General features: G+C 63.8%; 24 protein-coding genes. All 24 read right to left on the reverse strand.

Going from position 1 to position 22120, the window contains the following annotated elements:
• Window position 1 precedes the first annotated feature (1 nt).
• The 24 genes from SMA01S_RS16665 to SMA01S_RS16765 all read right to left on the reverse strand — a co-directional run bounded on the left by SMA01S_RS16665 (window position 2) and on the right by SMA01S_RS16765 (window position 22087).
• Window positions 2-1642, reverse strand: a complete 1641-nt coding sequence (locus SMA01S_RS16665) for a ribonuclease J (RefSeq protein WP_066824905.1) — start codon at window positions 1640-1642, stop codon at window positions 2-4.
• Window positions 1643-1736: 94 nt separating this feature from the next.
• The gene (locus SMA01S_RS16670; RefSeq protein ID WP_066824909.1) at window positions 1737-2513 is read right to left on the reverse strand and encodes a type III pantothenate kinase; all 777 of its coding nucleotides are present in this window, start codon (window positions 2511-2513) and stop codon (window positions 1737-1739) included.
• 14 nt (window positions 2514-2527) lie between these two features.
• Complete coding sequence (locus tag SMA01S_RS16675) at window positions 2528-3184, reverse strand: biotin--[acetyl-CoA-carboxylase] ligase (protein WP_066824980.1); 657 nt, start codon at window positions 3182-3184, stop codon at window positions 2528-2530.
• 59 nt (window positions 3185-3243) lie between these two features.
• Window positions 3244-4689: an NADH-quinone oxidoreductase subunit NuoN gene (nuoN, locus tag SMA01S_RS16680; RefSeq protein WP_066824912.1), complete on the reverse strand. Its 1446-nt coding sequence runs from the start codon at window positions 4687-4689 to the stop codon at window positions 3244-3246.
• Window positions 4689-6206, reverse strand: a complete 1518-nt coding sequence (locus SMA01S_RS16685; protein WP_066824924.1) for an NADH-quinone oxidoreductase subunit M — start codon at window positions 6204-6206, stop codon at window positions 4689-4691. Before SMA01S_RS16685 ends, nuoN begins: the two co-directional genes overlap by 1 nt.
• A gap of 103 nt (window positions 6207-6309) precedes the next feature.
• A complete protein-coding gene (nuoL, locus tag SMA01S_RS16690) occupies window positions 6310-8364 on the reverse strand; it encodes an NADH-quinone oxidoreductase subunit L (protein ID WP_066824927.1) in 2055 nt (684 codons plus the stop codon).
• A 4-nt stretch (window positions 8365-8368) separates the two neighbouring features.
• Window positions 8369-8674: an NADH-quinone oxidoreductase subunit NuoK gene (gene nuoK, locus SMA01S_RS16695; RefSeq protein WP_066592512.1), complete on the reverse strand. Its 306-nt coding sequence runs from the start codon at window positions 8672-8674 to the stop codon at window positions 8369-8371.
• Window positions 8671-9282 carry an NADH-quinone oxidoreductase subunit J gene (locus SMA01S_RS16700; RefSeq protein ID WP_066824930.1) on the reverse strand — a complete coding sequence of 204 codons (612 nt, stop codon included), beginning with the start codon at window positions 9280-9282 and terminating at the stop codon, window positions 8671-8673. The genes nuoK and SMA01S_RS16700 overlap by 4 nt, the downstream gene beginning before the upstream one ends.
• Window positions 9283-9414: 132 nt before the next feature.
• On the reverse strand, window positions 9415-9900 hold the full coding sequence (gene nuoI / locus SMA01S_RS16705; RefSeq protein ID WP_066824943.1) for an NADH-quinone oxidoreductase subunit NuoI: 486 nt from the start codon (window positions 9898-9900) through the stop codon (window positions 9415-9417).
• Window positions 9897-10397: a hypothetical protein gene (locus tag SMA01S_RS24645; RefSeq protein WP_157093996.1), complete on the reverse strand. Its 501-nt coding sequence runs from the start codon at window positions 10395-10397 to the stop codon at window positions 9897-9899. Before SMA01S_RS24645 ends, nuoI begins: the two co-directional genes overlap by 4 nt.
• The gene (nuoH, locus tag SMA01S_RS16710) at window positions 10394-11446 is read right to left on the reverse strand and encodes an NADH-quinone oxidoreductase subunit NuoH (protein WP_066824946.1); all 1053 of its coding nucleotides are present in this window, start codon (window positions 11444-11446) and stop codon (window positions 10394-10396) included. Before nuoH ends, SMA01S_RS24645 begins: the two co-directional genes overlap by 4 nt.
• Before the next feature lie 4 nt (window positions 11447-11450).
• Window positions 11451-11615 (reverse strand): hypothetical protein, encoded by a 165-nt coding sequence (locus SMA01S_RS24650; protein WP_157093997.1) that lies wholly within the window; start codon window positions 11613-11615, stop codon window positions 11451-11453.
• A gap of 3 nt (window positions 11616-11618) precedes the next feature.
• Complete coding sequence (nuoG, locus tag SMA01S_RS16715) at window positions 11619-13619, reverse strand: NADH-quinone oxidoreductase subunit NuoG (protein ID WP_066824949.1); 2001 nt, start codon at window positions 13617-13619, stop codon at window positions 11619-11621.
• Between the two features lie 9 nt (window positions 13620-13628).
• On the reverse strand, window positions 13629-14216 hold the full coding sequence (locus SMA01S_RS16720) for a hypothetical protein (protein ID WP_066824951.1): 588 nt from the start codon (window positions 14214-14216) through the stop codon (window positions 13629-13631).
• The gene (gene nuoF, locus SMA01S_RS16725; RefSeq protein WP_066824953.1) at window positions 14213-15517 is read right to left on the reverse strand and encodes an NADH-quinone oxidoreductase subunit NuoF; all 1305 of its coding nucleotides are present in this window, start codon (window positions 15515-15517) and stop codon (window positions 14213-14215) included. Before nuoF ends, SMA01S_RS16720 begins: the two co-directional genes overlap by 4 nt.
• Entirely contained in the window at window positions 15518-15685 is a 168-nt protein-coding gene (locus SMA01S_RS24655; protein WP_157082648.1) for a hypothetical protein, read from the reverse strand.
• Entirely contained in the window at window positions 15685-16350 is a 666-nt protein-coding gene (locus SMA01S_RS16730; protein WP_066824956.1) for a complex I 24 kDa subunit family protein, read from the reverse strand. The genes SMA01S_RS24655 and SMA01S_RS16730 overlap by 1 nt, the downstream gene beginning before the upstream one ends.
• A complete protein-coding gene (locus tag SMA01S_RS16735) occupies window positions 16351-16596 on the reverse strand; it encodes a hypothetical protein (RefSeq protein ID WP_066824959.1) in 246 nt (81 codons plus the stop codon). It lies immediately after the preceding gene.
• The gene (locus SMA01S_RS16740) at window positions 16593-17828 is read right to left on the reverse strand and encodes an NADH-quinone oxidoreductase subunit D (protein ID WP_066824962.1); all 1236 of its coding nucleotides are present in this window, start codon (window positions 17826-17828) and stop codon (window positions 16593-16595) included. Before SMA01S_RS16740 ends, SMA01S_RS16735 begins: the two co-directional genes overlap by 4 nt.
• Window positions 17821-18795: an NADH-quinone oxidoreductase subunit C gene (locus SMA01S_RS16745; protein ID WP_084250382.1), complete on the reverse strand. Its 975-nt coding sequence runs from the start codon at window positions 18793-18795 to the stop codon at window positions 17821-17823. The genes SMA01S_RS16740 and SMA01S_RS16745 overlap by 8 nt, the downstream gene beginning before the upstream one ends.
• A gap of 103 nt (window positions 18796-18898) precedes the next feature.
• Window positions 18899-19426 carry a NuoB/complex I 20 kDa subunit family protein gene (locus tag SMA01S_RS16750; protein ID WP_066590003.1) on the reverse strand — a complete coding sequence of 176 codons (528 nt, stop codon included), beginning with the start codon at window positions 19424-19426 and terminating at the stop codon, window positions 18899-18901.
• A 41-nt stretch (window positions 19427-19467) separates the two neighbouring features.
• A complete protein-coding gene (locus SMA01S_RS16755) occupies window positions 19468-19842 on the reverse strand; it encodes an NADH-quinone oxidoreductase subunit A (RefSeq protein WP_066824965.1) in 375 nt (124 codons plus the stop codon).
• Between the two features lie 102 nt (window positions 19843-19944).
• Entirely contained in the window at window positions 19945-21141 is a 1197-nt protein-coding gene (locus SMA01S_RS16760; RefSeq protein WP_066824969.1) for a GGDEF domain-containing protein, read from the reverse strand.
• 133 nt (window positions 21142-21274) lie between these two features.
• A complete protein-coding gene (locus SMA01S_RS16765; RefSeq protein WP_066824972.1) occupies window positions 21275-22087 on the reverse strand; it encodes an inositol monophosphatase family protein in 813 nt (270 codons plus the stop codon).
• Window positions 22088-22120 lie beyond the last annotated feature (33 nt).

Genomic DNA, 22120 nt, shown 5'->3' on the forward strand with positions numbered 1-22120 from the left:
GTCAGGCCTCGATGACCAATACATCAACCACCGGCTTCTTGCCGGTCCAGCGAGTCGCCACGCGGCGGACGCCGAGACGCAGGCTTTCGCGCAACACCTGCAAATCGCCGCGATGCTTTTTCACCACCTCCGCGGCGGCATCGATCGCCTCGTCGATGAATGCCTCGCGGTCCTCTTCGACCGGAATGCCCTGCAGGCCGACCCGCGGCACGCCGACCAGGCGGTTGTTGCCATCGATCGCCACCGCGACCGACATCTGGCCATAAGTCGCGACCCGGCGGCGCTCGTTCATCGTCGCACCGTCGGCGGGAAGGATGACGTCGCCATCCAGCATCAGGCGCCCAACCGGCGCATGGCCGAGCTTTTCGGGTTTGCCGGGCGCGAGGCGGACGATGTCGCCGTCGCTCTGTACCAGCGCCTGGGGAATGCCCTTCGACAGACCGAACCGCGCCTGCTCCATCATGTGCCGCATCTCGCCATGGACCGGCACCAACAATTGCGGACGGATCCAGCCGTACATCGCCTCAAGTTCGGGGCGTCCCGGATGGCCGGAAACGTGGACATGCTCCTGCCGCTCGGTGACCATTTCGACGCCCGCGGCAGCGAGCTGGTTCTGGATGCGGCCGATCGCGAGTTCGTTGCCCGGGATCTGCTTGGACGAGAAGACGACAGTGTCGCCGGCAACCAGCTTGATCGGGTGCGTGCCGTCGGCGATGCGCCCGAGCGCCGCACGCGGTTCGCCTTGCCCGCCAGTCGCCACGACCAGGACATCGCGCCCCGGCATCGACATCGCCGCTTCTGGCGAGATCGGATCGGGGAAGCTCTTGAGATAGCCGTTGGCGCGCGCAACCATCAGGATGCGATCCAGCGAGCGGCCGGTAACGCAGATCTTGCGCTTCGTTGCCTTGGCCACTTCACCCAGCGTTTGGAGGCGCGCCGCGTTGGACGCGAAGGTGGTGACGACCACCCTGCCCTTCGCTTTCTTCACCGCGCCGATCAGCCCGTCGCGAACGCTCGCTTCCGAACCCGATGCTTGCGGATTGAACACGTTGGTCGAATCGCAGACGAGCGCGAATACGCCTTCGTCGCCAACCGCGGTGAGTTGTTCGGGAGTCGACGGCGTGCCGAGCACCGCATCACTGCTGTCGAGCTTCCAGTCGCCGGTGTGGAAGACCTTGCCATAGGGACTCTCGATCAGCAGCGCGCTTGCCTCGGGAATCGAATGCGCCAGCGGCACGAAACGGAACTTGAACGGCCCGAGCTCGATTACCTTGTTCGGCTCGACCACGTTGAGCTCGACGCGGTCCTGGACGCCTTCTTCCTCGAGCTTGCCGCGGATCAGGCCAGCGGTGAACTTGCTGGCGAAGAGCGGCGCGCGGAGATCGTCGGCGAGATAGGGCAAGGCGCCGATATGGTCCTCATGCCCATGGGTCAGGACGATACCGACCAGATTGGCGCGTTGTTCCTCGATGAACTGCAGGTCGGGCAGGATGATCTCGACGCCCGGATATGCGGGGTCGGCGAAGGTCACCCCCATGTCGACCATCAGCCATTTGCCCTGACAACCGTAGAGGTTGACGTTCATGCCGATTTCACCCGACCCGCCGAGCGCGACGAAGAGCAGTTCTTTACCTGGTGTCACTTCAATTCCTAAACGTCACCCCAGCGAAAGCTGGGATCTTTCTCAATGGAGCGAAACGTGCCGCATGAGACCCCAGCTTCCGCTGGGGTGACCGCTATCGCTGCGCCCGTTCCCACATCATGGCCAGCCCCTGGATGGTCAGATCGGGCTCAATTGCGTCGAACACGCCCGTATGCTGTTCGAACAATACCGCGAGACCGCCCGTCGCGATCACTTTAGCCGGGCGGCCAATCTCCGCCTTCATCCGCGCGACCAGCCCTTCGATCATCGCGATATAGCCCCAATAGATGCCGATGTTCATCTGGCTGACCGTATCGCGTCCGATCACGGTCGGATCGGTCGGCGCCTCGATCGCGATCCGCGGCAGCTTGGCGGCGGCGCTGACCAGCGCGTCGAGCGACAGATTGATCCCCGGAGCGATGATCCCACCCTTATAGGCGCCCCGAAAGTCGATCCAGTCGATCGTGCTGGCGGTGCCGAAATCGATCACGATCAGGTCGCCTTCGTGCAGCGCATGCGCGGCGATGGCGTTGACCGCGCGATCCGCGCCCAGGCTCTGCGGCTCCTGCACGTCGATCGCCATGCCCCATTCGACCGGCTTCTGCCCGGCGATCAGTGCGTCCGTCTTGAAATATTTCTCCGCCAGCCACTGCAGATTGTGCGTCGCGCGCGGCACGACGGTCGAGATGATCACGCCATCGACCTGGCTGCGGTCATAGCCTTCGATGCTCAACAGTTGTGTCAGCCACACCGCATATTCGTCCGCCGTGCGGCGCGGGTCGGTGGCGATACGCCATCGTCCCTTCACCTCGCGCCCGTCGAGCAGCGCGAAAACGACATTGGTGTTGCCGGCGTCAATCGCGAGCAGCATGGATTTGCCTCTCTCTAGAGCAGGAACACGTCGCCCGCGTGAATGACACGCCGCGTGCCGTCCGCCAAGCGAAGGATGAGCGCGCCGTCGGGATCGAGCCCGTCAAACAAGCCATCGAACGCCACCTCATCGGGCAAACGAGCGTTGAGCGGCGTGCCAATCGGATGTGCGTGGGCGACCCAGCGGCGGCGGATCGTATCCATGCCCGGGCCGCGCCAGCATTCGACCCAGCGGGCGAACGCCTCGGCCAGCGTCTCGATAAAGTCTTCCGGCGCGACGACGAAATTATGAGCAGCGAGGCTGGTAGCCCGCCGCTCGATATCGGTCGGGTGATGTGCCAGATTGACCCCGATCCCGATCACCACGGCGTCGCCCGCGCGCTCGAGCAGGATGCCCGACACTTTGGCGCCATCGATCAACACATCGTTGGGCCATTTAAGCAGCGCCATGCCCGGGGCATAGGCCGAGACGGTTTCTTCGAGCGCAACCGCCGCGACCAAGGCGAGCGTCGCCGCCGGCGGATCGCTCGGACGAATGCGGACGAGCGTGCTGGCGTAGAGATTGCCCGGCGGTGAGACCCAGGAACGCCCCAGCCGGCCGCGCCCTCCGGTCTGACGCTCGGCCCGCAGCCACACGCCCTCGTCCATCCCGGACGCGGCCAGCGCGATCATGTCGGCGTTGGTCGAGCCGGTTTCAGCGACGGTGCGGATACGGCCGCTGGTCTCGGCGATCAGAACAACGCCTTCGCCGCCGCCATCGTCGCGACACCCAGCGGCTTGAGCGCGAACCAACCAACCGGCGAGATGAAGAGCGCCAGCACGGTGATCAGACCATATTCGACCAGCGCGTTGCTGCGCTGGAATGCCGGCGCCGGGCTGTCGAAATACATTACCTTGACGATCCGGAGATAATAATAGGCGCCGATCACCGAAGCGACGAAGCCGACAACCGCGAGCGGGAACAGGCCGGCATCGACTGCTGCCTGGAATACCGCCAGCTTGGCGAAGAAGCCGAGCAATGGCGGGATGCCGGCAAGCGAGAACATGAACACCGCCATCGCCGCCGCAAGCCCGGGCCGCGTTTCCGACATGCCCGACAAGCTGTCGATCGTCTCGACCGGATTGCCTTCCGCGTCGCGCATCTGGAGCACGATCAGGAAGCCCCCCAAGGTCATCGCGACATAGATCGTCAGGTAGATCAGCACCGACGACACGCCTTCCTGAGTCCCGGCGGCCAGGCCGACGAGCAGGAAGCCGACATTGTTGATCGACGAATAGGCCAGCAGTCGCTTGACGTTCTTCTGACCGATGGCGGCGACCGCGCCGAAGATGATCGAGGCGAGGCTGGCAAAGATGACGATCTGGCGCCACTCGGCTACCGCCGGGCCCATAGCCTCGATCGCCACACGAACCGCGAGCGCCACTGCGGCGACCTTGGGCGCCGAGGCGAAGAAGGCGGTTACCGGGGTGGGAGCGCCTTCGTAAACGTCCGGCGTCCACATATGGAACGGCACCGCCGACATCTTGAACGCCAGGCCGGCAAACACGAACACCAAGCCGAAGGTCAGACCGAGCGACTTACCCGCGCCATAAGCGGTGGCGATGTCGGTGAAGAGAGTCGTGCCCGAGAAACCGTAGACCAGGCTGATGCCGTAGAGCAGGATGCCCGACGCGAGCGCGCCCAGTACGAAATATTTGAGGCCGGCTTCGGCCGAGCGCTGGTCGCGGCGCATGAAGCTGGCGAGCACATAGGCCGCGAGGCTCTGCAGTTCGAGACCGACATAGAGCGTCAGCAAGTCGCCCGCCGAGACCATCATCCCCATGCCCGCCGCCGACAACAGGATCAGCACCGGATATTCGGGATGGAGACTGTCGCCGTCGCCGCGCGCGAAGAAACGCGGCGCGATCACGATCGAGACGGCGGCGGCGACGTAGATCAACACCTTGGCGAACGCGGCAAAGGCATCGGCGCGATACAGGCCGTCGAACACCACCCCGGCATAGGAAGCCGGCCCGGCGAGGGCGATGCCCGCGCCGAGCAGCACCGCCACCGCGGTCCAGCTGACCGCACGGGTCGAGCCCTGCCCGCCCCAGGCGGCAACCAGCATCAGCGCCAGGGCGCCGACCGACAGGACCAATTCGGGAAGCGTCGCCTGAAGCGAAGCGATCCAATCCATTACGCGTGGCCCTCCCCGGCCTTGACCTGAGGATTTTTGGGCGGCGTCGGCAGGGCGTCGCCGGCCGGTTTGGCGCGGTCGATCCGCTGGAGCAGGATCTTCACGTCGCCGCGCATCGGCGCGAGGAAGCTTTCGGGATAGACGCCCATCCACAACACCGCCGCGGCGATCGGCACCAGCAACGCTAGTTCGCGCGGCGACAGATCGGTCATCGCCCGAACGTCATCGAACTTGATCTCGCCGAACACGACGCGGCGATAGAGGTACAGCATGTAGGCCGCGCCCAGGATGATGCCGGTGGTGCACAGCAAGGTAATCGTCGTCGACACCTTGTAGGTGCCGGCCAGGCTGAGGAATTCGCCGACGAAGTTGCTCGTGCCCGGAAGACCGACCGACGCCATGGTGAACAGCATGAACAGGACCGCGTAGCGCGGCATGTTGTTGGCGAGCCCGCCATAGCGCGCGATCTCGCGGGTATGCAGCCGATCATAGATCACGCCGACGCACAGGAACAACGCGCCCGACACCAGGCCATGGCCCAGCATCACCATCATCCCGCCTTCGATGCCCTGCTGGTTGAAGGCGAACAGACCGATCGTCACGATCGCCATGTGCGCGACCGACGAATAAGCGATCAGCTTCTTCATGTCGGACTGCACCAGCGCGACCAGCGAGGTATAGATCACCGCTACCGCCGACAGGCCGAACACCAGCCAGGTCAGTTGCGACGACGCTTCCGGGAACATCGGCACCGAGAAGCGCAGGAAACCGTAACCGCCGAGCTTCAGCAGCACACCGGCCAGGATGACCGACCCGGCGGTCGGCGCCTGGACGTGCGCGTCGGGAAGCCAGGTATGGACCGGCCACATCGGCATCTTGACCGCGAATGACGCGAAGAAGGCAAGCCACAACCAGGTCTGGGCATGGGCCGGGAAGTCGTGATTGAGCAGCAGCGGAATGCTGGTCGTGTGCGCCTCGTTGACCATCCACAGCATCGCCACCAGCATCAGCAGCGAGCCGAGCAGCGTGTAGAGGAAGAATTTGTACGAGGCGTAGATGCGATTGGCGCCGCCCCAGATACCGATGATCAGGAACATCGGGATCAGGCCACCTTCGAAGAAGATGTAGAACAGGAACAGGTCCTGTGCCGCGAAGGTGCCGATCATCAGCACTTCGGTAAGCAGGAACGCCGCCATGTACTCGGGCACGCGCTTCTGGATCGCTTCCCAGCTCGCCCCGATGCAGATCGGCATCAGGAACACCGACAGCTCGATCAGCAGCAGCGCGAAGCCGTCGATGCCGAGTGCCCAGTTGAACGTGCCGAACAACGGCACATTCTCGACGAATTGCCATTGCGGGCCGCCGATCTGGAACTGGCTCCACAATACCGCGCCGAGCACCAGGTCGAGCAGGGTCGCGATCAAGGCCAGCCAGCGCGCTCCGTTGGCGCTCAGGAACAGGCACGCCACCGCCGCGACGGCGGGAATGGCGAGCATCAGCGAAAGAATGCCGCTCATCGGGCGCCCCCCACCGTTCGTGCTGAGCCTGTCGAAGCACGGTGGGTCTCACGCCCTTCGACAAGCTCAGGGCGAACGGAGGAGAGATGGGACATGCAAGCGCTCATTGCGCGATCGCCCAGGTAACGGCGGCGGTCAGGCCGATCAGCATGACGAAGGCATAAGTGTAGACATATCCGGTTTGCAGGCGGCCCGTGACGCGGCTGCCCAAGGCAACGACCCAGGCGGAGCCGTTGGGTCCGAAGCGGTCGATCAGGCCCTCGTCACCGGCCTTCCAGAACAGGCGGCCGAACGCGAAAGCAGGACGGACGAACAGCAGGTTATAGAGCTCGTCGAAATACCATTTGTTGTAGACGAAATCGTACAGCAGCCGGAACGTGCTCGTGAAGCGCGCGGGGATATCGGTGCGCACGATATAGGCAAGCCAGGCACCGAAGAGGCCGAGCAGCATCACGAACGAGGCCGACAGCTTCACCCATACCGGTACTTCGTGCGCCGAATGGTAGAGATGCTCGTTGAACGCGATCGCGCCGCGCCAGAACCGCTCGCCCGAATCCGGCTCGATGAACCAGCCGTGGAAGACGAATCCCGCCAGCACCGCGCCCGTCGCCAGCAGAATCAGCGGGATCAGCATCGACCACGGGCTCTCGTGCGGATGATAGCCGCCGGTGCCGTCGCCATGCGCATGGTCGTGATGAGCATCGTGAGCATGGGCATGATCATCATGGCCGTGGCCGTGATCGTCATGCAGCGAATGCTGGATATGCTCCGACTGCGCCCAGCGCGGTTTGCCCCAGAAGGTCAGGAACATGAGCCGCCACGAATAGAAACTGGTCAGCAGCGCCGCCAGGATACCGACCCAGAAAGCGCCGGTGCCGCGGCCCGAAGCATAAGCCAGTTCGAGAATGCCGTCCTTCGAATGGAAGCCGGCGAACCCGATCGGCTGCATCCCGAAAATGCCCGGGATACCGACGCCGGTGATCGCCAGCGTGCCCAGCAGCATCACCCAGAAAGTGATCGGGATCTTCTTCCGAAGGCCCCCATAGAAACGCATGTCCTGCTCGTGGTGCATCGCATGGATCACCGAGCCGGCGCCGAGGAACAGCAGCGCCTTGAAGAAAGCGTGCGTGAACAGGTGGAACATCGCCGCGCCGTACGCGCCGCTGCCGGCTGCAAAGAACATGTAGCCGAGCTGCGAGCAGGTCGAATAGGCGATCACGCGCTTGATGTCGTTCTGGCACGTGCCGATCGTCGCCGCGAAGATGCAGGTCGCAGCGCCGATGAAGACGACGAAGTCGAGCGCGACCTCGCTGGTCTCGAACATGGGCGACAAGCGGCAGACCATGAATACGCCAGCGGTCACCATGGTCGCGGCATGGATCAGCGCCGACACCGGGGTCGGGCCTTCCATCGCGTCGGGCAACCAGGTGTGGAGGCCGAGCTGCGCCGATTTGCCCATCGCGCCGACGAACAGGCACAGGCACAGCACCGTCATCGTGTCGAAGCGATAGCCCAGAAAGCCGATCGTCGAGCCCGCCATGTGCGGCGCTTGGGCCAGTATCTCCGGGATCGATACGGTGCCGAATACCAGGAACGTGCCGAAAATGCCGAGCATGAAGCCGAGGTCGCCGACGCGGTTGACGACGAACGCCTTGATCGCCGCGGCATTGGCGCTCGGCTTCTTGAACCAGAAGCCGATCAGTAGATAGCTGGCGAGGCCGACGCCTTCCCAGCCGAAGAACATCTGGACCAAGTTGTTGGCGGTCACCAGCATCAGCATCGCGAAGGTGAACAGCGACAGATAGGCGAAGAACCGCGGCTGATCGGGATCCTCGTCCATATACCCCCAGGAATAGAGGTGGACGAGCGCCGAGACGCTGGTGATCACCACCAGCATCACCGCGGTCAGCGCGTCGACGCGCAGAGCCCAGGAGACGTCGAGATCGCCCGACTTCATCCAGGTGAACACCTGGGTCACCGGATAGGGATCGCCGCCGGTCAGATAGTGGATGAAGATCGGCCAGCTGAGCGCGCACGACGCGAACAACGCGCCGGTGGTCAGCACCTTGGCCGGCACGTTGCCGATCGCGCGATTGCCGAGGCCGGCAATGATGGCAGCCAGCAGCGGCAGGAAAACGATGAGCTGGATCGTGATCACGCGCTCACCCCTTCATCCGGTTGGCATCGTCGACCGCGATGGTCCCGCGCCCGCGGAAATAGATCACCAGAATGGCGAGCCCGATGGCCGCTTCGCCCGCGGCGACGGTCAGCACGAACATCGCGAACACCTGACCGACCAGATCGTGCAGATAGGCCGAGAAGGCGACGAAGTTGAGGTTCACCGCGAGCAGGATCAGCTCGATCGACATCAGCATGATGATCAGATTCTTGCGGTTGGCGATGAGGCCGAGCACGCCCATCCCGAACAGGATGGCGGCCACGACCAGATAATGCGTGAGGCCGATCACAATTCCACCCCCTGGCCGACCGGCGGCTGCATGTTGCGCGTCGCGTCCTGCGGCCGGCGCGCGACCTGACGGCTGATCTTCTGGCCCTTGACCCCGCCGCGCGCCCGATGCGTCAGCACGATCGCGCCGATCATCGCGACGAGCAGCACCAGGCCGGCGCCTTCGAACACGAACAGATAATGCGAATAGAGCAGATGCCCGATCGCTTCGATATTGGACATCTTGTCGGGCGTCGGCGCGATGCGCTGGTCGAGCTTGAGGCCCCCGGCCGACCACCCCAGGAGGGCGATAACTACTTCAGCCGCCAGCAAAACCGCAAAGGCAAGGCCGATCATCGCGTAGCGCACAAAACCGGCGCGCAGTTCGGCGAAGTCGATGTCGAGCATCATCACGACGAACAGGAACAGCACCGCGACCGCGCCGACATAGACGATGATCAACAGCATGGCGATGAACTCGGCGCCGCACAGCAGCATCAGGCCCGCGGCGTTGAAGAACGCGAGGATCAGCCACAGCACCGAATGCACCGGGTTGCGCGACGTGATCGTCATCGCACCCGACAGCAGCACCACGGCGGCGAACAGGTAAAAGGCGATTGCAGCGATCATTATTCCACCGTCGCCCCAGCGAAAGCTGGGGCCTCGTGCAGAATCGCGGGACAAGAGCCGCTTGAGATCCCAGCTTCCGCTGGGATGACCGAAAGGGGGTGAATCATGGTGCGTCCCACTGTTGCGGCGCGCTTAACGGTACGGTGCATCGGCGGCAAGGTTCGCGGCGATCGCACGCTCCCAGCGGTCGCCGTTGTCGAGCAGCTTGGCCTTGTCGTAGATCAGCTCCTCGCGCGTTTCGGTGGCGAATTCGAAATTCGGTCCCTCGACGATGGCATCGACCGGGCAGGCTTCCTGGCACAGCCCGCAATAGATGCACTTGGTCATGTCGATATCGTAGCGCGTCGTGCGGCGGCTCCCGTCGTCGCGCGGTTCGGCCTCGATCGTGATCGCCAGCGCCGGACAGATCGCCTCGCACAATTTGCACGCGATGCAGCGCTCTTCGCCATTGGGATAGCGGCGCAGCGCATGTTCCCCGCGGAAACGCGGCGAAATCGGGTTCTTTTCGAACGGATAATTGATCGTCGCCTTGGGCTTCCACATGTAGCGGAAGGTCAGGATGTGGGCTTTGACGAACTCCCACAGCGTGAACGACTTGATGATCTGGGCGATGCTCATTTGGAGCGCTCCGTTTCGAGCTTATTTGTACTTTCGCCCGTAGACGTTTGATCGCCTCCACGGGTCAGACCGCAAAGACCAGCCATGGGATAGGTCGTTTGTCCGTCACTTGCTTTACGGACGACGGTCGTACGGAAATTCTTTTGTGGGGTCGGTGACCCGACCAAGCCCAGCAATGAGCCATCAGAATAAGTAAAAAATACCCCAAACTTCATGTCGTTGGCAAACGTGAATTCCTTCGCCGTGCCTTTCCCTACCACCGATGAATCGCCATCGACCGTTATGCTAGCGGGATCGATTTGTGCCGAAGCACCTTTATCGAAGGCAACAGTAATAGACCGCTGTTCAGCATTGGCGTTCGGACGAATCTCGCGACTGGCCGCATCATAACTTGCCTCTTGAAACACACAGACAAGCGTGAACCGCTGCGAAGGGGACGGCGGGGCTGTTCCCGCTTGCATTAGACCACCTAATGCCAGGGCAAACAGGGCACTCACGACCCAATCCCCACACGCGTCAACATCAGATAGCCCGACACGAGGAATACCCAGAACAGCGACAGCGGCAGGAAGATCTTCCAGCCCAGCCGCATCAGCTGGTCGTAACGGTACCTGGGCACCGTCGCCTTCACCCAGCTGAATAGGAAGAAGAACGCCAGGATCTTGATGAACAGCCAGATGATCCCCGGCACCGCGTACATCCAGCCGATGTTGAGCGGCGGCAGATAGCCACCCCAGAACAGGATGGCGTTGAGCGCGCACATCAGGATCACATTGGCATATTCGCCGAGCCAATAGAGCGCGAAGCTCATCGACGAATATTCGGTCTGATAGCCCGCGACGAGCTCCGATTCCGCTTCGGTCAGGTCGAATGGCGCGCGCTGCGTTTCAGCCAGCGACGAGATGAAGAACACGACCGACATCGGGAACAGCAGCGGGTTGATGAAATTGCCGTTCACCCAGCCCCAGGCGAAGCCCTTCTGCGCCTCGACGATCGCGGTCAGGTTGAAGCTGTTCGCCCACAGCACGACCGAGATCAGCACGAAGCCGATCGACACTTCGTAGCTCACCATCTGCGCGGCGGCACGGAGCGCCGAGTAGAAGGGATATTTCGAGTTCGACGCCCAGCCGGCGATGATGATGCCGTAGACGCCCAGGCTCGACGCCGCGAGGACGTAGAGCAGCCCGACATTGATATTGGCGAGCACCACGCCGGCCTGGAACGGCACCACCGCCCAGACGATCAAGGCGACCGTGAAGGTGATGATCGGCGCGAGCAGGAACAGGCCCTTGTTCGCCGCCGAGGGAATGATCGTTTCCTGCAGGAAGACCTTCAGGCCGTCCGCGAACGACTGCAGCAGACCCAGCGGGCCGACCACGTTCGGACCGCGGCGCAGCGCCATCGCCGCCCAGATCTTGCGGTCGGCATAGATGATCATCGCCACCGCGAGCATCAGCGGGAGCGCGATCACCAGGATGTCGATGATCGTGGCGACGAACCAGGCCCAGCCATAGTCCATGCCGAGATAGGTGAACCAGGAGGTCATGCCGTCACCCCGACAAGATAATCAGACCAATGACCAGAAGCGCAAAGAGCGTCAAAAAGATCAGCACGGCCCAATGCAGCCGACGCATCCAGCGCGGCGCGCCCTTCGACGTCTCGGCCGTTGCCGCATCGCCCAGAAATTCCAGAACGGCGCCAATTATATCGTGCATCCATCACTCCGCCGCCTCCGCAAAGGCTTGGCCGTGGAGCAACTCCGACGAGCATCGCTGCATCGTCGGGCTGGCGCGGCAGATCGCGTTGGTCAGGTAGAAGTCCTTGATCGGATAGGCGACTTCGCCCGATCCCTTGGCGTCGAGCGACGGCGGGTTCCAGTCGAAGCTGGCGAGACCGGTCTGGCCGAGCGCGGGAACGTCTAGCGCCATTTGCGCGCGCAATTCCTCGAAAGTGTCGAACGGCAACGTCTGGCCGAGCTTTTCCGACAGCGCGCGCAGGATGGTCCAATCCTCACGCGCATCGCCCGGCGGGAACACCGCCCGCTCGCCACGCTGCACGCGGCCTTCGAGATTGACATAGGTGCCGGCCTTTTCGGCATAGCTCGCGCCCGGCAGGACGACATCCGCCGCCGCCGCGCCCTTGTCGCCATGATGGCCGATATAGACCTTGAAGCTCTTCGAAAGCTTGGAGAAATCGACCTCATCGGCACCAAGCAAGAAGACCAGCTTCGGATTTGCCGCGACCACGTCAGCGATCCCGCCCTTTTGCGCATAGCCGAGCATCAGCCCGCCCATTCGCGCCGCGGAGAAATGGAGGACGTTGAAGCCGTTCCAGCCGTCCTTCACCACGCCAAGCGTCCTGGCGAGCGCGAGCGCGGCACCATGGCCATTCTTGAGCGCGGCACCGCCGACGATGATCATCGGGCGCTGCGCGTCCTTGAACGCATCAGCCGCGGCCTTGGGCAGCTTGCCGAGCAGCGACAGATCGTTGCCCAGCCACTCGAGCTTGTAGGTCAGGTCGGTCTCGGGCCCAATCGCGAAGACCTTGGCGCCCTTCTTGATGGCTTTGCGAATACGGGTGTTCACCAACGGCGCTTCCCAGCGCAGATTGGTGCCGACCAGCAACACCGCGTCGGCCGTCTCGGCACCCGCGATCGTCGTGTTGAAATTGACCGCGGCCAGGTTCGACACGTCGTAATCCATGCCGGTCTGGCGGCCTTCGAGCAGCGAGCCGCCCATCGCCCTGACCAGCGCCTTGGCCGCGAACATCGTCTCGCAATCGACCAGGTCACCGGCGATCGCCGCCACGCTCTTGCCGGCCTTGACTGCCGCGATCGCCGCGAACGCCTCGTCCCAGGTCGCCGCGACCAGCTTGCCCTGCTTGCGAACATAGGGCTTGTCGAGGCGCTGACGGACCAGGCCGTCGACCGCGTGGCGAGTCTTGTCGGTCGCCCATTCCTCGTTGACGTCGTCATTGACGCGCGGCAGCGCGCGCAACACCTGGCGGCCGCGGCTGTCGAGGCGGATGTTGGTGCCGACCGCGTCCATCACGTCGATCGCCAGCGTCTTCTTGAGCTCCCAGGGCCGCGCCTCGAAGGCATAGGGCTTCGACGTCAGCGCGCCGACCGGGCACAGGTCGACCACGTTGCCGCTGAGCTCGCTCGTCACCGCCTGCTCGAGGTAGGAGGTGATCTGCATGTCCTCGCCGCGATAGATCGCACCGATCTCTTCGACGCCGGCGACTTCCTCGGCAAAGCGGATGCAGCGCGTGCACTGGATGCAGCGGGTCATCACCGTCTTGACGATCGGACCCATATATTTCTCGGTCACCGCACGCTTGTTCTCGGTGTAGCGCGAGTTGCCGCGCCCATAGGCGATCGACTGATCCTGCAGGTCGCACTCGCCGCCCTGATCGCAGATCGGGCAATCGAGCGGGTGGTTGATCAGCAGGAATTCCATCACGCCTTCGCGCGCGTTCTTCACCATCGGCGTGTTGGTGAAAATCTCCTGATTGTCGGCAGCGGGAAGCGCGCACGACGCCTGGGGCTTGGGCGGCCCCGGCTTCACCTCGACCAGGCACATCCGGCAATTGCCGGCGATCGACAGCCGCTCGTGATAGCAGAAACGCGGGATTTCCTTGCCGGCCGCCTCGCACGCCTGGAGCACCGTGGCGCCGGCGGGGACGTCGACCTCTATCCCGTCAACTTTGACCTTGGGCATAAGCGCCGCTTACCTCGACAACAAATGATAGAGCGGCTCGGCGACGACCAGTCGCAGATCCTGCCGCTTGAGCTTGAGCAACTGACCCGCTGGCACACAGGCCGCTATATTACCCGACAGGCTGTTGATCGCGCTCGCCTCGTCGGCACTGCCACGATCGGACCGGAGCAAGGCCAGCGATCCTTGCGGATTGGCGCGCACGAGGCAATCGCCCATCATCCGTACACCGATGGTGACGGCAGCGTAATCTGCCGGCTTGGCGTTCGCGGGCATCGCCAACGCCCAACCGTCTCGCGCTACGGCACCGGCGACGTCCGGGCTCTTGCGAAGCATCGGCGCCAGCGCTGCTTCGGCGATTTCAGCCCGCTCGCGCCAGCTGAACGTCCCGGCCGCCATCTTGTTGTCGCTGCACCCGCCATAATAAACGAGGACCTTGCTCGTCGCTTCGGTTTCGGACGGCGACCCTGGAACGGTCTTCAGCAGCGCTCGGACGTCGCGGATGTCGTTGTCGACCACACATTCCGCGGCATCCGATGTAGCTTGGTCCATGCCAGGTACCATCGGCGTCCCGGCCAGCAGCAAAGCCAGCCCGATCATTCTGCGGCCTCCTGCATCGGCGCAAAATCATCGCCCTGGCGCTCGGCGATGCGGCGCTCGAGCTCGGGGCGGAAGTGGCGGATCAGGCCCTGGATCGGCCAGGCCGCGGCGTCGCCCAGCGCGCAGATGGTGTGACCTTCGATCTGCTTGGTAACGTTGAACAGCGTATCGATCTCGCCGATATCGGCATCGCCGGTGCGCAGCCGCTCCATCACGCGCCACATCCAGCCGGTGCCTTCGCGGCACGGCGTGCACTGGCCGCAGCTTTCGTGCTTGTAGAAATAGCTGATGCGGCTGATCGCGCGGACGATGTCGGTCGACTTGTCCATGACGATGACCGCCGCGGTGCCGAGGCCCGAGCCTAGCGCCTTGAGCCCGTCGAAATCCATCGGGCAGTCCATGATCTGCGCCGCCGGCACCAGCGGCACCGACGACCCGCCCGGGATCACCGCGAGGAGGTTGTCCCAGCCGCCGCGAATCCCGCCGCAATGTTCCTCGATCAGTTGGCGGAACGGGATCGACATCGCGTCCTCGACCACGCACGGCTTGTTCACATGGCCACTGATCTGGAACAGCTTGGTGCCGCGATTATTCTCGGCGCCGAAGCTCGCGAACCATTCGGGGCCACGGCGCAGGATGGTCGGCGCTACCGCGATCGATTCGACGTTGTTGACCGTGGTCGGGCAGCCATAAAGGCCGGCACCCGCCGGAAATGGCGGCTTGAGGCGCGGCTGGCCCTTTTTGCCCTCGAGACTCTCAAGCATCGCGGTCTCTTCGCCGCAGATATAGGCGCCGGCGCCGCGATGGACGAAGACGTCGAAATCGTACCCCGACCCGCAGGCATTCTTCCCGATCAGCCCGGCATCATAGGCCTCGGCGACCGCGGCGAAGAGCGTCTCCGCCTCACGGATATATTCGCCGCGAATGTAGATGTACGCGGCCCGCGCGCGCATCGCGAAACCGGCGACCAAAGCACCTTCGATCAGCTTGTGCGGATCGTGGCGGATGATCTCGCGGTCCTTGCAAGACCCCGGCTCGGATTCGTCGGCGTTGATCACCAGGAAATTGGGACGATCGGGCCGCGGTTCCTTGGGCATGAAGCCCCATTTGGTGCCGGTCGGGAACCCTGCCCCGCCCCGCCCGCGCAGCCCCGACGCCTTCATCCGGTCGATGATCGTGTCGGCGCCGATCTCGAGCAGTTTCTTGGTATTGTCCCAATCGCCACGCGCCTGCGCCGCTTTCAGCCCCCAGGGCTGGAAGCCGTACAGATTGGTGAAGATGCGATCCTTATCGGCGAGCATCTATCGCTTCCCCATCGCATTCTGGACGAAATAGAAAATCACCAGCACCGCGCCGACGACCAGGGCGAGCCCGATCAGTGCGAACGCCACACGCAGCACCAGGCCCAGGATCACCAGCGCGCCGATGATGGCGAAGATGGCGATGATCGGATTGACGTTGCCGCGCATTACCATTGCCCCCGGTAATCATGGTTCTCGCCGACCATTTCCTTGAGCGTGGTCGGCCCGCCTTCGGGGCAGCTGGCGCGGCGGCCAATCTGCGATCCGACCTGCGGCTGCTCACCCTTGGCCAGCGCCTCGAGCACCGCGATGGTACGGTCGTAATCGAGGTCCTCGTAATTATCGTCGTTGACCTGGACCATCGGCGCGTTGGCGCAGACGCCCAGGCACTCGACCTCGGTCAGCGTGAACAGGCCATCGGCGGTGGTGTGGCCTTTGGACAAGCCCTTCGACTTGCACGCGCGCAGCACCTCGTCCGAACCCGCCAGCATGCACGGCGTCGTGCCGCACACCTGGACGTGATAGCGGCCGACCGGCGCCATATTGAACATCGTGTAGAAGGTTGCGACCTCGTACACGCGCATATACGGCACGCCGATCTGCTTGGCGACGAACTCGATCACCGGAACCGGCAGCCAGCCCTGGGTCTGCGTCTCGGCGCCGACCTGGCGCTGCGCCAGGTCGAGCAACGGCAGCGACGCCGACTGCGCGCGCCCCGGAGGATAGCGGCCGATGATTTCCTTCGCCTTGGCGGCGTTCTCCGCCGTCCACGCGAAATCGCCCCAGCGTGCGCGGGTTTCGGCTTCGTCAGGAATTTGGGGTGCTTCAGCCATCTAGACCATTACCATTTTGTCGGGGACGGCCAACCATCCGAGGAAAATGACCAAAAACGCGAGGACAACGCAGGTAACCAAAGCGGACACCCGAAACAGCTCGGCGTTGTTTTTCCGGCGCATGAACACGCCAAGGACAAAACCCAAGGCGACCAGCGCGGCCGGCACGTAATACATCATCGCCATGTGAGCATTATGCTGCGCCCTTTCGGCCGCTGGATCATACTCGACGTAGTTGGCGGTCACCGGTCGCACTCCCCGAACACGATGTCGAGCGCGCCCAGGATCGCGGTGGTGTCGGCGAGCATGTGGCCCTTCGACATGAAATCCATCGCCTGGAGATGGCTGAACGCGGTCGGGCGGATCTTGCAGCGGTACGGCTTGTTCGATCCGTCGGCGACCAGATACACGCCGAACTCGCCCTTGGGGCTTTCGGTCGCGACATAGACATCGCCGGCGGGCACGCGATAGCCTTCGGTGAACAGTTTGAAGTGATGGATCAGCGCCTCCATCGACTGCTTCATCTCGGCGCGCTTGGGCGGAACCACCTTGCGGTCGTCGCTGGCGATCGGACCGTTCGGCATTTCGTTGAGGCACTGCTTCATGATCCGCGCAGACTGGCGGACCTCTTCGACGCGTACCATGAAGCGGTCATAGCAGTCGCCGCGCGTGCCGACGGGAACGTCGAACTCCATCCTGGCATAGGCATCATAGGGCTGCGACTTGCGCAGATCCCAGGGAATGCCCGAGCCGCGGATCATCGGGCCGGAGAAGCCCCAGCGCACCGCGTCCTCGCGGCTGACCACCGCGATATCGACGTTACGCTGCTTGAAGATGCGGTTGTCGGCGACCAGGCTGATCGCATCCTCGAACAAGCGCGGCAGGCGCGTGTCGAGCCAGTCGGCGATGTCGGTCAACAGCTTGAGCGGCACGTCCTGATGGACGCCGCCGACGCGGAAATAATTGGAGTGCATCCGCGCGCCCGAGGCGCGCTCGAAGAAGTTGAGGCAATCCTCGCGGATTTCGAACAGCCACAGGTTCGGCGTCATCGCGCCGACGTCCATCACATGCGACCCGAGGTTCAGCATGTGATTGGAAATGCGAGTTAATTCGGCGAAGAACACGCGCAGATACTGGGCGCGGATCGGCACTTCCAAGTCGAGCAGCTTTTCCGCCGCGAGCACGAAGCTATGCTCCATGCACAGCGGCGAGCAATAATCGAGCCGGTCGAAATAGGGCAAAGCCTGGGCGTAGGTCTTGTACTCGATCAGCTTCTCGGTGCCGCGATGGAGCAGGCCGATATGCGGATCGACGCGCTCGATGATCTCGCCATCGAGCTCCATCACCAGGCGCAGCACGCCGTGCGCCGCCGGATGCTGCGGCCCGAAATTGATCGTGTAATTCTGGATCGTGACGTCACCGACCGTCGGGTCCTCGGCATCGGTCACGCCCAGCATCTTGTCGAGCGTATCAGCCATTGTTCGGCTCCGGCTTCTTCTTGGCGCGGCTCGGCTTGGCCGGCGCATCGGCGGTCGGCGCATCCGGCTTCACGCGCGGCTTGGCGGCGACTTTGCGGGTCAATGGCGCCTTCGCTGCCTCGGGTGCGGCAGCGACATCAGCGGTCTTGCGCGCGCGCGTCGGCTTGGGCTTTTCAGCCGCGGGCGGCGCGGGCTTGGGATCCGCGCCATCGGCCTTTTCGGCTTTGGCGGTCGACGTAGCCGGCTTGGGACCGGCGCCAGCTTCCGGCTTCCCTGCTCCGCTCTGCGCGGTGCTCTCGGTCGTCTTGGGCTGAGCCGGCGGCGGCGCGGGTGGAGGTGGTGGCGCCGCAGCGGCCGCTTTCTCGTCACCGGGCAGGATGTACTCGGCACCTTCCCAAGGGCTCATGAAGTCGAACGTACGGAAATCCTGCGCCAGCTTGACCGGCTCATAGACGACGCGCTTGCTCTCTTCCGAGTAGCGCAGCTCGACATAGCCGGTCAGCGGGAAATCCTTGCGCTGCGGATGGCCGACAAAGCCGTAATCGGTCAGAATGCGGCGCAGGTCCGGATTGCCATCGAACAGCACGCCGTACATGTCGTACACTTCGCGCTCGAGCCAGCCGGCGACCGGCCAGATCCCCGTCACCGACGGCACCGGCTTGATCTCGTCGGTCTGGACATGGACGCGGATGCGGTGGTTGCGGGTCAGCGACAGCAGGCAATAGACCACCTCGAACCGGTCCGCCCGGTCGGGATAATCGACCCCGGCAATCTCCATCAGCTGCTGATATTCGAGGCCCGGCGTGTCGCGCAGCAAGGTCATCGTCTCGACCAGGCTTTCGCGGTCGACGGTGAACGACACTTCGTACGCAGCTTCGAGGCTCGACAGGATGCGGCCGCCGAGTGTTGTCTCGGCAACGTCAATCACGCCGTCATTGGGCGCATAAGCGGGAGCAGCCGACTTCATGCCGAAAAATCCACCGTTCGCCCTGAGCCTGTCGAAGGGCGTGCCCCGAACACGTGCTTCGACAAGCTCAGCACGAACGGAGAGAAGGAATTAAGCACCAACATCACCGCTCAATCGTCCCCGCGCGGCGGATTTTCCGCTGCAGCTGCATGATGCCGTACAGCAACGCCTCGGCGGTCGGCGGGCAGCCAGGCACGTAGATGTCGACCGGCACGATGCGGTCGCAGCCGCGCACGACGCTGTAGCTGTAATGATAATAGCCGCCGCCATTGGCGCAGCTGCCCATCGAGATCACGTATTTGGGCTCCGACATCTGGTCGTAGACCTTGCGCAGCGCCGGGGCCATCTTGTTGCACAGCGTGCCGGCGACGATCATCACGTCGGACTGGCGCGGGCTGGCCCGCGGCGCGGCGCCGAAACGCTCCAGGTCGTAGCGCGGCATGTTGACGTGGATCATCTCGACCGCGCAGCAAGCCAGGCCGAAAGTCATCCACCATAGCGAGCCGGTGCGCGCCCATTGGAACAGCTCTTCGGCGCCGACGACAAGGAAGCCCTTGTCCTGGAGCTCACCGTTCAGGCCATCGAAGAAACCCTGATCGGGCGGCACGATCGCCTGCCCGCTGGCGGCCATCGGCAGCTCGACCGGTCCCGAATGTCCGATAATCGAAGGGGTCATTCCCAATCCAACGCTCCCTTCTTCCAGGCATAGACGAGGCCAAGCGCGAGTTCGGCGATGAAGATCATCATGCTGATCCACGCGGTCCAGCCGAGCGAGAACACGCTCACTGCCCAGGGGTAAATGAACGCCGCTTCCAGATCGAACACGATGAACAGGATGGCGACGAGATAGAAACGGACGTCGAACTGGCTGCGCGGGTCCTCGAACGCGGGGAAGCCGCATTCATACTCGCTGAGCTTCTCCGGATTCGGCTTGTGCGCGCCGGTGAAGCGGGCCGCGATCATCGGCAGGAACACGAACGCGCTGGACAGCGCGATCGCGACGCCGAGGAACAGCAGGATCGGCAGATATTGTGACAGATCGACCACTATTGTCTCTCGCAGGTGCGAAACGTTGCGGCGTCTCTAGGACGGCACCCGGAGTCGGGCAAGGCCTCGAACCCGTGAGAATGATTCGCAATTAGCGAGAACTCAGGCGGCGGCGGCGACGCTGTCGACGGCGGCGAGCTCGTAACGGTTTCTTCCCGCCATTTTCGCGCGATACAGCGCGGCGTCGGCGGCGATGGTCAGTTCGTGGACCGAGCGGCCTGGCGCCGGATGGATTGCCGCGACGCCAAGGCTGATCGTGACCTTTTCGGGGAGCGCGAACCCGGCATCGCTGCTGCACGTCGCGACCATCACGCGGACCCGCTCCGCAATCGAGGCGGCGCCGGCGCGGTCGACTCCGGGCAGGATCAGCATGAATTCCTCACCGCCATGGCGCGCGGCAAGATCGATCGGTCCACGAAGGCCCGCCTGGAGCATCTCCGCAACCGCCTTCAGACAGCGATCGCCTTCGCTATGGCCGTGGGTGTCGTTGAACCGCTTGAAGTGATCGACGTCGATTGCGACCACCGCGAGCGGGCCGCCGGAGCGCAGCCCCCGCTCCCATTCGTCGGCCAGCCGGCTGTCGCGCTGGCGGCGGTTGGCCAGCCCCGTCAGCGGATCCGTGCGGCTGACGCGTTCGAGCGCGTCGCACGCTTGTTCGAGCGCCTTGCCGCGCGCACCCAGCGATTCGACCAGCGCCTGGTTGGCGGCCGCCAGCCGATGCGCGTGGAGCACTTGCCCCGCTAGCCGACGGCTGACGCTCAGCAGCACGACCGTCATCACCGTCGCAGCACCGGCCAGTGGCCAGTGGCCGGGACGGTCGCTGATGAAGAAGCCCAGTGCCGCCGCGATCATTACCGGCAGCTCGAACGCCGCGTACATCGGCCAATAGGCGACATGCGCGATCGATAGCGTCAACCCGCTCAGCGCGACGCAGACCGCGAACATCACCTGGTTGTCGGTGCCGGTGGCAACGATCAGGCCCAGCGCTCCGCCCCAGAGCAAGCCGGAAGCGCCGGCAAAGATGACGAGCGATGCCGCCCAATGGCGGATCGGAATATTGGGGAAGAGGCCCGATTTATAGGCCATCGCCGCTACGCCGCGGGAGGCGATAATGATCACGCTGGCGAGTACCCAGATCGGCAGCCAGATATTGTTGCCCTGTTGCCAGAAAAGGCCGGCCATCATCGCCGAGCCGAGCAGGTCCATGCCGATCATCGCCAGCGCGATCGAATAGATCGCCTCGATCCGAGTCTTCAGGAACGCGTCGTCCCGGAACGTCGAAGTGGGCGTCGAAACCATGCGCCCGCATAGTCTCGCCCTCGTTAAGGTCGGGTTATGTAATTTCCCGAGATACTCATAATGGGAACGAAACGATCGGTGCAGGTGATGGGTGGCAATGCCGCCCCGGCCCGCAGGGCGGCCAGCGAGTGCATCAGCGCAAGGCGCCCGCGATCAGCTTGTGCAGTTTGGAATGGAGCACGTCGTTGGCCGCAAGGAATTCGTTGCGTTCCATCGTGCGGTCGCCGCCGCGGAAATCTGTAACGAACCCGCCAGCTTCCTTGACCAGCAGCATACCCGCCGCGACATCCCAAGGCTGCAGGTCCGATTCCCAAAAGCCGTCGAACCGCCCCGCCGCGACCCAGGCGAGGTCGAGCGCGGCCGAGCCGAGCCGGCGGATTCCGGCGACTTCGGGCGCCACTGCGCCGAAGATACGGCTCCATTGCGTGAAATTGCCGTGACCCAGGAACGGGATGCCGGTCGCGATCAATGCGTCGGCAAGATCGCGGCGCGACGAGACGCGCAGCCGCGCATCCTGCAGCCAGGCGCCCTTGCCTTTTTCCGCCCAGAAGCTCTCGTCGGTCAGCGGCTGATAGACCAGCGCGGTCGTGATCTCGCGCTTGCCGTTCGCCATCGGCTCCTCGACCGCGATCGAAATCGCGAAATGCGGGATGCCGTGGAGGAAGTTCGACGTGCCGTCGAGCGGATCGATGATGAAGCGCGGCTTGTTCGGATCGCCGGCGATCTCCCCGCCTTCCTCGGCCAGGATCGACCAGTCAGGCCGCGCCCTGCGCAATTCGTCGACCAGCGTTTCCTCGGCGCGCTTGTCGGCCATCGACACGAAATCGGCCGGCCCCTTGCGGCTGACCTGGAGGTGCTGAACCTCGTTGAAGTCGCGGCGCAGGCGCGGCGCCGCCTTGCGCGCGGCGCGCTCGATAACGGTGAAAATGCCGGAATGGGAAGGCAATCTATCGCTCCAAAATCACCCCTCTCCCGCTTG

The sequence above is a fragment of the Sphingomonas mali NBRC 15500 genome (assembly GCF_001598415.1).
In the GTDB taxonomy this organism is placed as follows: Bacteria; Pseudomonadota; Alphaproteobacteria; order Sphingomonadales; family Sphingomonadaceae; genus Sphingomonas; species Sphingomonas mali.

Coding starts and splice junctions, on each gene's coding strand:
- SMA01S_RS16670 (WP_066824909.1), bottom strand. CDS start 2,513: ATGCTGCTCGCGATTGACGCCGGCAACACCAATGTCGTTTTCGCGCTG.
- SMA01S_RS16675 (WP_066824980.1), bottom strand. CDS start 3,184: ATGATCGCGCTGGCCGCGTCCGGGATGGACGAGGGCGTGTGGCTGCGG.
- nuoN (WP_066824912.1), bottom strand. CDS start 4,689: ATGGATTGGATCGCTTCGCTTCAGGCGACGCTTCCCGAATTGGTCCTG.
- SMA01S_RS16685 (WP_066824924.1), bottom strand. CDS start 6,206: ATGAGCGGCATTCTTTCGCTGATGCTCGCCATTCCCGCCGTCGCGGCG.
- SMA01S_RS16700 (WP_066824930.1), bottom strand. CDS start 9,282: ATGATCGCTGCAATCGCCTTTTACCTGTTCGCCGCCGTGGTGCTGCTG.
- nuoI (WP_066824943.1), bottom strand. CDS start 9,900: ATGAGCATCGCCCAGATCATCAAGTCGTTCACGCTGTGGGAGTTCGTC.
- nuoH (WP_066824946.1), bottom strand. CDS start 11,446: ATGACCTCCTGGTTCACCTATCTCGGCATGGACTATGGCTGGGCCTGG.
- SMA01S_RS24650 (WP_157093997.1), bottom strand. CDS start 11,615: ATGCACGATATAATTGGCGCCGTTCTGGAATTTCTGGGCGATGCGGCA.
- nuoG (WP_066824949.1), bottom strand. CDS start 13,619: ATGCCCAAGGTCAAAGTTGACGGGATAGAGGTCGACGTCCCCGCCGGC.
- SMA01S_RS16720 (WP_066824951.1), bottom strand. CDS start 14,216: ATGATCGGGCTGGCTTTGCTGCTGGCCGGGACGCCGATGGTACCTGGC.
- nuoF (WP_066824953.1), bottom strand. CDS start 15,517: ATGCTCGCCGATAAGGATCGCATCTTCACCAATCTGTACGGCTTCCAG.
- SMA01S_RS24655 (WP_157082648.1), bottom strand. CDS start 15,685: ATGCGCGGCAACGTCAATCCGATCATCGCCATCTTCGCCATCATCGGC.
- SMA01S_RS16730 (WP_066824956.1), bottom strand. CDS start 16,350: ATGGCTGAAGCACCCCAAATTCCTGACGAAGCCGAAACCCGCGCACGC.
- SMA01S_RS16740 (WP_066824962.1), bottom strand. CDS start 17,828: ATGGCTGATACGCTCGACAAGATGCTGGGCGTGACCGATGCCGAGGAC.
- SMA01S_RS16745 (WP_084250382.1), bottom strand. CDS start 18,795: ATGAAGTCGGCTGCTCCCGCTTATGCGCCCAATGACGGCGTGATTGAC.
- SMA01S_RS16750 (WP_066590003.1), bottom strand. CDS start 19,426: ATGGCCGCCAGCGGGCAGGCGATCGTGCCGCCCGATCAGGGTTTCTTC.
- SMA01S_RS16760 (WP_066824969.1), bottom strand. CDS start 21,141: ATGGTTTCGACGCCCACTTCGACGTTCCGGGACGACGCGTTCCTGAAG.